Annotated in this window: 14 protein-coding genes; 8 read left to right on the top strand and 6 right to left on the bottom strand. The window is 68.1% G+C overall.

Translation table 11 applies throughout. The features are described 5' to 3' along the window. Positions 1-15: 15 nt before the first annotated feature. Positions 16-1,089, bottom strand: coding sequence for a lytic transglycosylase domain-containing protein (locus ACFWDI_RS05865; RefSeq protein WP_385301541.1), 1,074 nt, complete (start codon positions 1,087-1,089; stop codon positions 16-18). Between the two features lie 149 nt (positions 1,090-1,238). On the opposite strand from ACFWDI_RS05865, the gene ACFWDI_RS05870 reads away from it, so the two are divergent. The 7 genes from ACFWDI_RS05870 to ACFWDI_RS05900 all read left to right on the top strand — a co-directional run bounded on the left by ACFWDI_RS05870 (position 1,239) and on the right by ACFWDI_RS05900 (position 7,066). Further along, entirely contained in the window at positions 1,239-1,487 is a 249-nt protein-coding gene (locus tag ACFWDI_RS05870) for a hypothetical protein (protein WP_327328539.1), read from the top strand. Then, positions 1,484-1,861, top strand: coding sequence for a helix-turn-helix domain-containing protein (locus ACFWDI_RS05875; protein ID WP_327326842.1), 378 nt, complete (start codon positions 1,484-1,486; stop codon positions 1,859-1,861). Before ACFWDI_RS05870 ends, ACFWDI_RS05875 begins: the two co-directional genes overlap by 4 nt. Before the next feature lie 151 nt (positions 1,862-2,012). Next, positions 2,013-2,552, top strand: coding sequence for a 2-oxo-4-hydroxy-4-carboxy-5-ureidoimidazoline decarboxylase (uraD, locus tag ACFWDI_RS05880; RefSeq protein WP_385301542.1), 540 nt, complete (start codon positions 2,013-2,015; stop codon positions 2,550-2,552). Between the two features lie 4 nt (positions 2,553-2,556). Further along, the gene (gene uraH / locus ACFWDI_RS05885) at positions 2,557-2,961 is read left to right on the top strand and encodes a hydroxyisourate hydrolase (RefSeq protein ID WP_327326844.1); all 405 of its coding nucleotides are present in this window, start codon (positions 2,557-2,559) and stop codon (positions 2,959-2,961) included. 5 nt (positions 2,962-2,966) lie between these two features. After that, on the top strand, positions 2,967-3,890 hold the full coding sequence (gene pucL, locus ACFWDI_RS05890; protein WP_385301543.1) for a factor-independent urate hydroxylase: 924 nt from the start codon (positions 2,967-2,969) through the stop codon (positions 3,888-3,890). A 148-nt stretch (positions 3,891-4,038) separates the two neighbouring features. Further along, positions 4,039-5,415 carry an 8-oxoguanine deaminase gene (locus tag ACFWDI_RS05895; protein ID WP_385301544.1) on the top strand — a complete coding sequence of 459 codons (1,377 nt, stop codon included), beginning with the start codon at positions 4,039-4,041 and terminating at the stop codon, positions 5,413-5,415. A gap of 232 nt (positions 5,416-5,647) precedes the next feature. After that, positions 5,648-7,066: a nucleobase:cation symporter-2 family protein gene (locus ACFWDI_RS05900; RefSeq protein WP_385301545.1), complete on the top strand. Its 1,419-nt coding sequence runs from the start codon at positions 5,648-5,650 to the stop codon at positions 7,064-7,066. A 135-nt stretch (positions 7,067-7,201) separates the two neighbouring features. Here the strand turns inward: ACFWDI_RS05900 and ACFWDI_RS05905 are convergent, their stop codons facing one another. From ACFWDI_RS05905 to ACFWDI_RS05920, 4 genes are all read right to left on the bottom strand, one after another. Beyond that, positions 7,202-8,062 (bottom strand): chitosanase, encoded by an 861-nt coding sequence (locus ACFWDI_RS05905; RefSeq protein WP_385301547.1) that lies wholly within the window; start codon positions 8,060-8,062, stop codon positions 7,202-7,204. 207 nt (positions 8,063-8,269) lie between these two features. Beyond that, positions 8,270-9,379 (bottom strand): catalase family protein, encoded by a 1,110-nt coding sequence (locus ACFWDI_RS05910; protein ID WP_385301548.1) that lies wholly within the window; start codon positions 9,377-9,379, stop codon positions 8,270-8,272. A 168-nt stretch (positions 9,380-9,547) separates the two neighbouring features. After that, on the bottom strand, positions 9,548-9,985 hold the full coding sequence (locus ACFWDI_RS05915; RefSeq protein ID WP_385301549.1) for a MarR family winged helix-turn-helix transcriptional regulator: 438 nt from the start codon (positions 9,983-9,985) through the stop codon (positions 9,548-9,550). Positions 9,986-9,989: 4 nt separating this feature from the next. After that, entirely contained in the window at positions 9,990-10,796 is an 807-nt protein-coding gene (locus ACFWDI_RS05920) for a chitosanase (protein ID WP_385301550.1), read from the bottom strand. Positions 10,797-11,383: 587 nt separating this feature from the next. Between ACFWDI_RS05920 and ACFWDI_RS05925 the strand changes: the two genes are divergently transcribed. Next, on the top strand, positions 11,384-12,166 hold the full coding sequence (locus ACFWDI_RS05925) for a hypothetical protein (RefSeq protein ID WP_385301551.1): 783 nt from the start codon (positions 11,384-11,386) through the stop codon (positions 12,164-12,166). Between the two features lie 72 nt (positions 12,167-12,238). Here the strand turns inward: ACFWDI_RS05925 and ACFWDI_RS05930 are convergent, their stop codons facing one another. Continuing rightward, complete coding sequence (locus ACFWDI_RS05930; RefSeq protein WP_385301552.1) at positions 12,239-12,847, bottom strand: exonuclease domain-containing protein; 609 nt, start codon at positions 12,845-12,847, stop codon at positions 12,239-12,241. Between the last annotated feature and the right edge of the window lie 40 nt (positions 12,848-12,887).

Consider the following 12,887-nt stretch of genomic DNA (forward strand, 5'->3'; position numbering starts at 1 on the left):
CCGGCGCGGGGGAGATTACCGCCCGGTATCCGGGCTTGTGGAGGGGGAGGCGCGCATCGAGTCCTTTCCGTTGCTGGTCAACGCACCGACGCCGGGCAGCCCGGCGACGGAGCTCGGGACCGGAAGGAGCGGCGCTGCAGGCTCCGCGCCGCCGCCCGCACTCTTGGAGGGCGAGGGCGAAGGGGCGGGCGTGGGGGAGGACTTGGGCTCGCCGTCATGGTCTGCCGGGCGGGCGGGAGCCGCGGAGGACACCCGCGGCCGAGGCGAGTCCGACGGCTTCGGCTCGGGGTGAACGGCCGGTCCGGAGCCGTGGTCCGGCACGACCCGGTGACCCTCGAGGTAGTACGCGAACCAAGCCCTGACCGTACGCAGATACGCAGTGGAGTGGTTGTAGCCCAGGATCGCGCGGTCCAGGTCCGCCGCCTCGGAGAGGTCCCGCCCGCCGGCGCAGAGATAGCGCCCCGCAGCGAGCGCCGCGTCGTAGACATTGCCCGGATCGCGGCGTCCGTCGCCGTTGCCGTCGGAGCCCCAGACGGCCCAGGTCGACGGAATGAACTGCATCGGGCCGACAGCACGGTCGTACACGGCGTCCCCGTCGTACACCCCGCCGTCGGTGTCCCCGATGGCGGCGAACCCGTTGCCGTCCAGCCGCGGGCCGAGGATGGGTGTGCGCGTCGTGCCGTCCGCGGTCACCCGGCCGCCGCGCGCCTGCCCGGACTCGACCTGGCCGATCGCGGCAAGCAGCTGCCAGCGCAGCCGGCAGCCCGGCCTGCTGTCCGCGAGCTCCTTCTCGGCCTGTCGGTACGCGGCCAGCACAGTGGCCGGCAGCACGCCGCCGACCGCTGCTCCGGAGCCCTCCGCGGCCTCCGTGGCGTCGGCGCCGCCTGCCGCTCCGCGCGCCCTCAGCGGCGGAAACTCGGTGCGGTACGGGGTGTCGCCGGAGACGCTCGGTCCCGGCGAGGCCGGGTGAGTCGTCGCCGGGGCCGCGGCGTGTGCCGCCGGTCCCGGGGCCTGCGAGGCGGTCAGTGCCGCCATGGCCGCCGTAACGACCGCTGTCGCCTTGACACCTTTGCGCTTGCGCCCTGTCATGATGCAGCCCCCTCCCAGTGCCGCTGTCGCGCGGCGTTTCTTCACCTGCTCTACGCGGCACCGGCGCAGGTCCGTCGCACGGAGTCGTACTTTTCCGTGCCGGGAGGGCCGACGACGGCGCGGAAGCGCGCGGCTAACGTGGGGGCATGGTGCGACTGAGAGTGGAGTTCACGACCGAGCCGTTCGACCTGGACGAGCCGCCGGCGCACGCCTTGGCCGTCCGCGAGGTCGTCCAGGGCGCGGATCTGGACAAGGTGGACGTCGGCCCGTTCGGCAATACGGCCGAGGGTGGCGCCGATGAGGTGCTGAGCGCGGTCGACGCGCTGCTGCGCAGGGCCCTGGACGCCGGGGCCACCCGGGTCTCGCTGCAGGTCAATGTGGTGGAGGGCGAGGAATGACCGGGCCCGCCGACCACGCACTCGCGCAGGCGGTCAAGCCGCTCGTGGACGCCATGGGCGGAGAGCTGCTCGCACCCGCTGAAGCCCGCGAGGACGACGTCATACTCAGCTGGGAGGGCGAGGAGGTCCTCGCCGTACGCCTCCCGCAGCTCGCGGACTCCCTCGACCACATCCTGGCGGCGATGGAGCGCAGGCACGGCATGCCCCTGTCCGAGCTGGATCGCAAGACCAAACAGCTGGTCGTACGGACCCTGGAGGCGCGCGGCGCGTTCTCCGTACGACACGGTGTGGAGACGGTGGCCGGGGCCCTCGGGGTCAGCCGCTTCACCGTATACAACTACCTGAACAGGGAAAACGCCGCGAAGAACGGCTGAGAACCCACCGTCGCGAGCCGCCGTTCGGATGTCCGGGCGGCGGCCTTTGCGTTGCCGAGTTTTCAACAAAGTGTTGACGTTGTGTTGCCGGAGGGCGTTAGCTGTCCGCAGCCCGTCCAACGCACAGCGGAAAACAGCCACGGAGGCTCGCGTGACTTCGAGTCCACAGCGCTTGCCGGGGGAGGCCCCCGATCCCCCGGCGGGACTCACCCGGTTCAACACCTCACAGGACAGCACGGCCCTGGCCGCACTGCACGAGGTGTGCGCCAGTTCGGCGTGGGGGAGCAAGCTGCTCGCCCAGCGCCCGTACGCCACCGTGGAAGCCCTCTTCGACGCCGGCGACGCCGCCATGGCCGAGCTGAGCGCCGGTGATCTGGCCGAGGCGATGGCGGGGCACCCGCCGATCGGCCGGCCGAAGCCCGGGGACCCGACTTCATCCCGCGAGCAGCGTGGGATGGCCGGCGCCTCCGAGGAGCTCAAGGCCGAAATGCTCGAGCGGAACCTGGCCTACCAGGACAGGTTCGGCCATGTCTTTCTGATCTGCGCCACCGGCGCGACCGGTGAGCAGATGCTCGAGGCGCTCAGGACCCGGATCGGCAACTCGCCCGAGCAGGAGCGGGAAATTGTCCGCACCGAGCTGGGCAAGATCAACCGTATCCGGCTGGCCCGCCTCGCAGAAGAAGGAGAATGACGTCTTGAGCACCGAGACCACCGCGTCGGTGTCCACGCACATCCTGGACACCAGCATCGGACGCCCCGCCGAGGGTGTCGCCATCTCGCTCGCGGCCCGCAGCGGCTTCGACGCGGAGTGGGTCGCGCTCGGCGGCTCGAAGACCGACGCGGACGGGCGCTGCAAGGACCTGCCGGCGCTGCCGGAAGGGACGACCCATGTACGTCTCGACTTCGAGACCGAGGCGTACTTCTCAGACAAGCACAGTGCCAACCAGCAAGCCGAGGCGCAGCAGGACGCCCCCCGCGTAAGGGACAGCGGTGCGTTCTTCCCGGAGGTGGCGATCACTTTCGCCGTCGAGCCGGGCGAGCACTACCACGTACCGCTGCTGCTCAACCCGTTCGGCTACTCCGTTTACCGAGGGAGCTAGCAGACATGCCCACGATTCTCGGCCAGAACCAGTACGGCAAAGCAGAGAACCGCGTCGTCAAGATCACGCGGGACGGCGACACCCACCACATCAAGGACCTGAACGTCTCCGTCGCCCTCTCCGGCGACATGGACGACGTCCACTACTCCGGCTCCAACGCCAACGTCCTGCCGACCGACACCACCAAGAACACGGTGTACGCGTTCGCCAAGGAGCACGGCATCGAGTCGGCCGAGCAGTTCGGCATCCACCTCGCCCGTCACTTCGTGACCAGCCAGGAGCCGATCCACCGGGCGCGCATCCGCATCGAGGAGTACTCCTGGGAGCGGATCGCCACCTCCGACGCCAACTCCAAGTTCATCGGCTCGGACGAGGTCCGGCACTCCTTCGTCCGCAAGGGCCAGGAGCTGCGCACCAGCCAGATCACCTTCGACGGTGAGAACTGGGAGATCATCTCCGGTCTCAAGGACCTCACGGTCATGAACTCCACCGGTTCGGAGTTCTGGGGCTATGCCAAGGACAAGTACACGACGCTCAAGGAGGCGTACGACCGCATCCTGTGCACCGATGTCTCCGCCGCCTGGCGCTACAACTGGACCAGCGACGAAGACCGGATGCCCAACTGGGAGAAGTCGTACGAGCAGGCCAAGAAGCACATCCTGCAGGCCTTCGCCGAGACGTACTCCCTCTCGCTGCAGCAGACCCTGTACCAAATGGGTTCGCGAGTCATCAACAGCCGCAGTGAGATCGACGAGATCCGCTTCTCGCTGCCGAACAACCACAACTTCCTGGTCGACCTCGAGCCCTTCGGGCTCAAGAACGACAATGAGGTGTACTTCGCGGCCGACCGCCCGTACGGCCTGATCGAGGCCACCATCCTGCGGGACGGCATCGAGCCGCGGATCCCGGTGGACATGACCAACCTGTAGTTGTTCTGCTGTACCCCCGACGTTTGCGCCGGCGTCAGTCCCAGGGGGAGAGCGGGGGCATCTGCGCAACAACAGAACCCCGGACCCGGTCGTCACCCCGCTCGCCCCCCGGGTCCGTTCAATCAACTGGGAAGAACGAGGACCCGCCATGGCGGCTTCGCGCATCGTCATCGAGAACTGTTCCGTCGCGACCGTGGACGCGAACGACACCGAGTACGCCTCCGGCTACATCGTCGTCGCGGACAACCGGATCGAGTCGGTCGGAGCGGGCAAGGCCCCCGCCGACCTGGAGAACGTGGTCCGCCGTATCGACGGCACCGGCCATCTCGCCACCCCCGGCCTGATCAACACGCACCACCACTTCTACCAGTGGATCACCCGCGGTCTGGCCACCGACCACAACCTCTTCAACTGGCTGGTCGCGCTCTACCCGACGTGGGCGCGGATCGACGAGCCGATGGTCCGCGCCGCCGCGCAGGGCTCCCTCGCGATGATGGCCCGCGGCGGTGTCACCACCGCGATGGACCACCACTACGTCTACCCGCAGGGCTCCGGCGACCTGTCCGGCGCGATCATCGGCGCCGCTTCGGACATGGGTGTGCGGTTCACCCTCGCCCGTGGCTCCATGGACCGCGGCAAGTCGGACGGCGGCCTGCCGCCGGACTTCGCCGTCGAGTCCCTCGAGGGCGCGCTGGCCGCCACCGAGGCCACCATCGACAAGCACCACGACGCCTCCTTCGACGCGATGACGCAGATCGCCGTCGCGCCGTGCTCCCCCTTCTCCGTCTCCACCGAACTGCTCAGGCAGGGCGCCGAGCTGGCCCGCCGCAAGGGCGTTCGGCTGCACACCCACGGCTCGGAGACCATCGAGGAGGAGGAGTTCTGCAAGGAGCTCTTCGGGATGGGCCCGACCGACTACTTCGAGTCGACCGGCTGGCTCGGCCCGGACGTGTGGATGGCGCACTGCGTCCACATGAACGACTCGGACATCGCCGCCTTCGCCCGTACGGGCACCGGCGTCGCGCACTGCCCGTCGTCCAACGCCCGGCTCGCCGCCGGTATCGCCCGGGTCCCCGACATGCTGAAGGCCGGCGTCCCGGTCGGCCTCGGCGTCGACGGCACCGCCTCCAACGAGTCGGGTGAGCTGCACACCGAGCTGCGCAACGCGCTCCTCATCAACCGCCTCGGAGCCCACCGCGAAGCCGCTCTGAACGCGCGGCAGGCGCTGCGCCTCGGTACGTACGGCGGCGCCCAGGTCCTCGGCCGCGCCGACCAGATCGGCTCCATCGAGGCCGGCAAGCTCGCCGACCTGGTGCTGTGGAAGCTGGACACACTCGCCCACTCCTCCATCGCCGACCCGGTGATCGCTCTCGTCTTCGGCGCGGCCGCCCCCGTCTCGCTCTCCCTCGTCAACGGCAAGACCGTCGTCGAGGACAACCACCTGACCACGGTGGACGAGAACGCCATCGCCCGCTCCGCGCGGGACGAGGCACAGCGCCTGGCGCGGATCGCCGCGCAGGACTGACCCGAAGGAAGTCCGGTCGAGGGGGACGGCCCTCGACCGGCGGCCGTGGACCCGAGCGGGGTCCATGGCAGCCGTGACCGGGAGGTGCGGCACCGCCCATCGGTGCCGCACCTCCCGGGACGGTGACTCGTGTCTTCACACCCCAGAAGCCCGCGCTCACCGCTGCACCATTCGCACCACCTCCCTGACACCCGCGTCACCGCCGACGTGTACCCGACCGGAGGAACCACCCGTGGTCGCACAGCCCAGGTTTCCGAAAGATGCAGTCGCAGAAGATGCAGTCGCGGCACCGGAGCAGAAGCATCCGGTCGATGAGACGCTGCCTCCTCTGAAAATGTTCACCAGCGGGCTGCAGCATGTGGCCGCGATGTACGCGGGCGTGGTGGCCCCGCCCATGATCGTGGGGCCCGCCGTGGGCCTCAGCGCCAAGGAGACCGCCTTCCTGATGGGGGCGAGCCTCTTCACCGCAGGCATAGCCACCCTTCTGCAGACGCTCGGCTTCTGGAAGGTCGGAGCGCGGCTCCCGTTCGTCAACGGAGTCTCGTTCGCCGGTGTGACCCCGATGATCGCCATCGGAAAGGACCGCGGAGCCGACGGCATCGCCGTCATCTTCGGCGCGATCATCGTCGCCAGCGTGCTGGGCTTCGTCCTCACTCCGTACTTCTCGAAACTGGTCCGCTTCTTCCCGCCTGTCGTCACCGGCACCGTCATCACCCTGATCGGTGTCTCGCTGCTCCCCGTCGCCTTCAACTGGTCGCAGGGCGGCAACCCCACCGCCGACGGCTATGGCTCGATGAAGAACATCGGCATGGCGGCCCTCACCCTCGTGATCGTGCTCGCGCTGCGCAAACTGCTGCGCGGCTTCCTGCAGCAGATCGCCATCCTGCTCGGACTCGCCGCCGGCACACTCATCGCCATTCCGATGGGGATGACCAGCTTCGACGCCATCAAGAACGCCGATCCGGTCGGCTTCCCGACGCCGTTCCACTTCGGCGCACCGCAGTTCGAGATCGCCGCGATCGTCTCGATGTGCATCGTGATGCTGGTCTGTATGACCGAATCCACCGCCGACATGCTCGCACTCGGCAAGATCGTCGACCGGCCTGCGGACGAGCGGATCATCGAGGGCGGGCTGCGCGCCGACACCCTCGGCAGCGCCATCAGCCCGCTCTTCAACGGCTTCATGTGCAGCGCCTTCGCCCAGAACATCGGCCTGGTCGCGATGACGAAGGTGCGCAGCCGGTTCGTCGTCGCCGCGGGCGGCGGCATCCTGATCCTGCTGGGCCTCTGCCCGGTCGCCGCCTCCGTGATCGCGCTCGTTCCGCTGCCCGTCCTCGGCGGCGCGGGCATCGTGCTCTTCGGCTCGGTCGCCGCCAGCGGTATCCAGACGCTGGCCTCGGCCGCTCTGGAGAAGGGCGAGAACGCCCTGATCGTCGCGGCCTCCGTCGGTATCGGCCTGATCCCGATCGCCGCGCCGGACTTCTACCACGCCTTCCCGAAGGACGCGCTCGTCGTTCTCGACTCGGGCATCTCCACCGGATGCATCGTGGCGATCGTCCTCAACCTGGCCTTCAACCACCTGGGAAGGAAGACGAGTTCGCAGGAGCCGGAGTCCACCACGACTGGCTCGGAGCCCGTCGCGGTCCACTGATCCATCTGCTGACCAGGCGGTCGGCCACGCCTGACGGTGATCTCCTGAGTGGCGCCGGCGGTGCCGCCCGGATCCCCGAAGGCCGAAAGGGCCGGGTCCCGTTCGCCGTTCGGGCCCCGGCCCTTCGCTTGGCGCTCAGTCGATGTGGAAGCTCTCGCCGTAGACCTTCCAGTCCAGCGGCGTGTTGAGATTGAAGTTGTTCTTCCTGACGAAGACCCGCTGGGCCGTGTCGACCCGGCTGGTGTCCTCGTGCGCCTCCTCCTGCTTCATCGCCCAGACCCGGGCGTCGAGGAAGGCGTTCAGATAGGTCTTCTCGTCGCCGCCCTGCGCCGGCGGCTTGGCCTTGGCGAGAGCCTTCTTGCGGATGTTGCTGAAGCTGGTGCTGTCGCCACCGTCGCCGTGCATCACGATCGCGTCGTAGTAGATGAACTGGCCGAGGACGCCGATACCGTCCTGCTTGCCGCGGTCGACCGAGGGGTTGAAGTAGACCCGGTCGCGCTCGTCGTTCTGTGCCTTCTTGAACTCCGAGTCCTGCGCCGCCTTCTTCCAGTCCTTGGTGAAGTTCGGGTCGAGACCGGCGTGTGAGTCGCTGCCATCGACCTGGCTCAGCGCGGGCAGGTACTTGGCCAGGACGTTCCCGGGCTTGCGGTCGGTGTAGAGCTCGACCAGATCCAGCATGTCGCCGGTGCCGGAACAGAAGCCGATGATGCCGGCGGTGTAACCGCGGCCGTCGCCGATGTCCTCGATGTACTTGTACTGGGCCTTCCAGTCCAGCGAGGAGTTCTCCGCGCTGGACACGATCTGCATGGCGATCTCCTTCTTCGCCGGGTCGTCGAGCCCGATGGCGGCGGGGGCCGCGGTGGCGCCGACATGCTCGGCGGGCTCGTCGGAGGTGGCCGCGACGGCGGTGGCCGGCACGGCGAGGAGCGCCACGCCGAGCGCGATGCGGGGGAGGAACCTGAGCGGACGTGGGGCGCGTACGTGGGGGGTGGGCACCTTGCCTCCATAGGGAGTTCGTCGTTCCGGTGTTCTGTTAGGAAGCTTTCCTATCAGAGTGAGGAAGCGGCGTACACCCCTTCTGCGTGCGGGAGTTGGGGCCCTCCGCACCGCCCTGCGCCTCGGTTGCCCGGGTTCAGTTGGTCCCGTTCGGTTGGTCCCGTTCAGTTGGTCCCGGTTCCGTTGCCCCGGTCCAGTTGCCCGGGTTCAGTTGTCCCGGTCCAGAAGCTCCGCGCTGCTCGCCGGCTCCACGCGGGGCTGCCCGTTGATGCGGTGCCGCTCGATCGAGGAGCGGCGGTAGACCTCCTCGCGCACCCGCTGGATCTCACCGATCGGCCGGTGGTCCTCGCGTGTGCGCCAGGGCGTGATCGACGTACCGTCCGCGGCGGTCAGATTCTCCTCGCCGCCGATGTCCTGCCGCGGAATCGCGATCCGGGCGACGGTCACCCACGGCGAGAGCTGCTCGGGCCACTCCACCGAGGTGTTGTCCACCGGCATCCGCGTCAGATCGGTGTTGAGCTGAACCTGCAGCTCGAACTCGTGGTCGCGCTCACCGGCCTCCGCCACCAGCGTGTTGCGGAACGCCTCGCCGTCCGCCCGCACATCGACCGTGAGATGCGTGACGGGCGAGACGGGGACGGTCCGCACCTTCGCGATGTGGTCGCCGTACCGGAAGGCTCCCATGCTGTTGTACGTGTACGAGAGGAGGTTCTGCCGCGGGACCTGTGTGAAGGACAACATCGCGAACAGCTCGTCCCACAGCCACTCGTCCGAGGTCTCCAAGGTCCCCCGCCTGGTGAGGAATTCGCCCATCCATGACTTCCGCCGAGCCGGGTTCACCAGCGCGTCCGGCAGCTCGCCGAACAGCTCCTCGATGACCATGTAGTCGTACGCCGTATTGGCGAAGAAGACCCGGTTGTTGATCAGGTTGAGGTCGAAGGTCGTCGCCTCGGCCTCATCGGTGAGCAGCGAGTCGCCGGGCACCCCGAACATCTTGATTCCCATGCCGCAGGCCGCACCGAGCAGCGAGTCGGCCCGCAGATGCCCGAGCCCGTTGGAGTAGCGGACGACGGCGTCGTACGTACCGGGCTCGGCGAAGATCCCCTGGGCGTACGGCCCCGGCAGCTCACCCACCGTGACGGTGGCTTTCACCAGTCCGTACGTCTTGCCGTGCGCCGTCCTGACCGCGCGGCCCACGCCCTGCCGCTCGACGGACTTCCGGGTGCGCCGGGCGACGTTGCTGACGACCTCGTCCAGCTCCTGCTGGTAGGTGGGTCGCTCGACGGGGGTGTACGTCTCGTACCTGACGAAATCCATGGCGGGCCTCTCCTCTGTCGCGTGTCCTGAGAGAAAGATAGCCTGCAATTAAATTGTGCACGATGTAACTGGTTGTGACAGTCGCCACGTCGAATCGCCGCGTGCTTCTGGTTTGCCTCTGGCCGTGCTTCTGGCCGTGCTTCTGGTCGGCCGTGCTTCTGTCCGGGCTCAGCTCAGGCGGTCGACCAGCTGCCGCAGCTGGTCCCGCAGCCGGTCGGCCTCATCCGCGGTCAGCCCGTACCTCCGGCCCATCGCAGTCGGCACCCGCTCGGCCCGCTCCCGCAGCGCCTCGCCCCGCTCCGTCGCCGCCACCATGACCAGCCGTTCGTCGTCCGTCCGCCGCTCCCGCCGCAGCAGCCCGGCCGACTCCAGCCGCTTCAGCAGCGGCGACAGCGTGCCGTAGTCGAGGCCGAGTGCCGCGCCGAGCTCCTTCATCGGGACCTCGCCGCGCTCCCAGACGGCCAGCATCACCAGATACTGCGGATAGGTGAGCTTCAGCTCCGCCAGCACCGGCCGGTACGCCGCGGTCACCGCCCGGGAGGCGGAGTACAGCGCGAAGCACAGCTGGTCGTCGAGCACGGTTGAGCCTGTCCGGTTCTCACCCATGGCCCTATTCTGCGTCGATGCGGTAGCTGTCGCCGTACACCCTCCAGCGCAGCGGCGGCTCCAGGCCGAGCCTGTCCTCCCGTACGAAGACGCGCTGAGCCGTCTCGATGCGGCTGGTGTCCGTGTGTGAAGGCTCCCGCCGGATCGCCTCCACGCGCGCGTCCAGAAACGCGTTCAGATACGCCTTCTCGTCGCCGCCCCGCGCCGGCGGCTTCGCGGTGCTCAGGGCCTTCTCCCGCAGCGTGCGGAAGCCGACCGACCCCTTCGTGTCGCCCGACCCGTGCATCACATACGCGTCGAAATAGATGAACTGCCCAAGCGCGCCAAGACCGTCCCGCTCGGCCTGCCGCACCGAGGGCGTGAAGTACGCCCGGTCCCGCTCCGCGTCCTGCGCGGCCCGGAGAGCCGGGTCGGAGACGGCGGCGCGCGCCCACGCGTCGGTGAATGGACGGCCGAGGCCCTCGTGCGAATCGCTGCCACGGACCGCCCGGAGCGCGGGCAGGAACGGCGCCAGCGCATTGCCGGGCCGCGCCTTCGTATAGCGCTCGACGACCGCGAGCATGTCGCCGGTGCCGGAACAGAAGCCGATGATGCCGGCGGTGTAGCCGCGGCCGTCGCCGATGTCCTCGATGTACTTGTACTGCGCCTTCCAGTCCAGCGAGGAGTTCTCGGCGCTGGAGACGAGCCGCATGGCGATCTCCTTCTTCGCCGGATCGTCCAGCCCGGCGGCGGCCGGCTTCTCATCGGACCCCGCGCACCCGGCAAGCATCAGCAGCACCAGCGCGAGCAGCGCTCTGAACAAGGACTTCATGACGTTTCCCCCTCCCGGGGTCAGCGCCCCGGCCACGCCATGAGATTACTGAACGATCGTCTGCCGCTGGGGGCAAGGCCATTCGGATTCGCGGCTGCGTGTTCCCCCGCATCGAGGTGAGCGAGGCTGCCGTGTCCGAATCGATGCCGGCAGCCCCCGACCTTCTGAGCTTGGGCGGCGTGCCGCGTGGGCGCATGTGAGCCCGAACCCCCTTACCCGCAGGTGGCGTTGAGTGGTATGGGTCGGCCTCAAGTACGCCGGTGCTTCCACTTCGCACTTGCTCATTCGGGGGTGAGCCCGGATAGCCTCGTGATCCTTAGCAGTAAGGAACATCGGGGGAGTCAATGTCATTCGACGACGAGTGGGCATCAGCGCGCGCGGCCACGACCGGCGTCAGTATGCGTCTGAACCGCGCGGACGACGTGCCGAGCGGCGGCAAGAGCGGAGACGGGTCCGTGACGATTGGGAGGCCGCATAGGAGACGTCGGAAAGGAGTGCACTTGAAATTCAGGCCATTTGGTGTCCCTGCTGCCGTTCTGCTCGTGGCGGTCATTGGCGGATGCGGGAGCTCGGATGGAGAGTTCAAGATGACAGAGGATGAGGCTGCCGAGCGGGCCGACGAGCTGGTTGCCCAGGCGGTCGCATCGATGAGCCCCAAGCCCCGCTTGGTCGGTCACGATGTCAGCACCCGCCCGTGCTTGGACCCGAGCGACGGCGGTTCGTTGGACCGCGTCACTGTTTGGCGGAGTTACTGGCTGGATGGTGTACCTGGAGGCGCCGGTGTTTCGCTCGTCGAGCAGGCACGCGATGCCTGGAAGGAGAAGGGGTACGTGCTCGACCGTGACGTGGACAAAAAAGCCAAGTCGCCCAGTCTGCATATGAAGACCTCTTCGGACAACTTTTGGCTCAACGCTGTGGCCGGCGACCTGGGTAAGGGCAACGGGGATACTCGCGCGTCCATCACGGTCACCTCGCCCTGCGTGCAGCCTGCAAAGTCGAAGAAAACCAAGGACGGCTCGGAACTGTTCGGTTCAGCGGAGATCGAAGGTCGACTCCTCGAGTATTCCAGCAGGGTGTACGACGCTTTGGATCTCCGCGGACGTGTGAGCGGCGGCGAGATTTTGGCCGACCCCGCTGGATTCTCTGTTCATTCCTGGTCGATGGAGGGCGTGACGGCTTGTAGCCAGTCTGCTGGATATGATCGGGTGAATGATTTCCTTCGCCGGCAGTGCTGGGCGGTCGGAGAAAGCGGCGGCAGCGGCGGGAGGATCATCGCGCACAACCCCGCGGATGGATACACACTGCGCGTCGAGTTCGATCGCACGACGGAACGCGTCGACGTTCGAGTCTCATCCGTCGTGGATGTGTGAGGGCAGTCCGCCGTGGTCGGGGAGGCGGGGCAGCAGGCGGCTTCGCCGCCGCGCCCGCTGTCCCGGCTGTCGCTACGCCGACGGCGTGGGATCCCAGGTCATGAGATTGCTGAACAGCTCCGCCTGCTCGATCGCGTCGTCCAGCGCGTGGTGGGTGTGCCGCCGCTTGGAGAGCAGTCCGCGCGGCATGGTGCCCTTGGCGACGGCGCGCAGGGGGAGCCGCGCCTTGGTTGCGTACAACGTCTTCATGTCCAGACATCCGGAGTGTCCGAAGGGGCTCGCCCCGGTGAAGCGCATCAGATACCAGTACAGGAAGGTCCAGTCGTACGAAGCCGGGTAGCCGCACATCACCGGCTGCGCGCCCTCGCCCACCGTGCTGCTCACCTCGCGCACCCAGGCGCTGAACTCGGCCATCGCGGCGGCCGGTTCACTGCCCTCCGCGGTCAGCCGGTCCCGGTCGAGCCCGCTGACCGCGAGGGCCTCGGGCACGAAGTCTTGGCTGATGGGCCGCAGTTCGCGATAGAAGGTGTGCGCCTCGGGGTCGGTCGGCGTATAGCTTGCGGCGTCCTGGCGGCCGGCTACCGCCGCGCCGAAGCTGATCATCGAGTACGGGCCGGGGATCGGGCCGTCGGCCTCGATGTCGACGGAGATATAGAGGCTGGGCTTTACGTGACGTGCCATGCCGGGAGCATCGCATCGGCGCTGCTCCCGGCACATCCGG

This window comes from Streptomyces sp. NPDC060064 (genome assembly GCF_042736455.1).
In the GTDB taxonomy this organism is placed as follows: domain Bacteria; phylum Actinomycetota; class Actinomycetes; order Streptomycetales; family Streptomycetaceae; genus Streptomyces.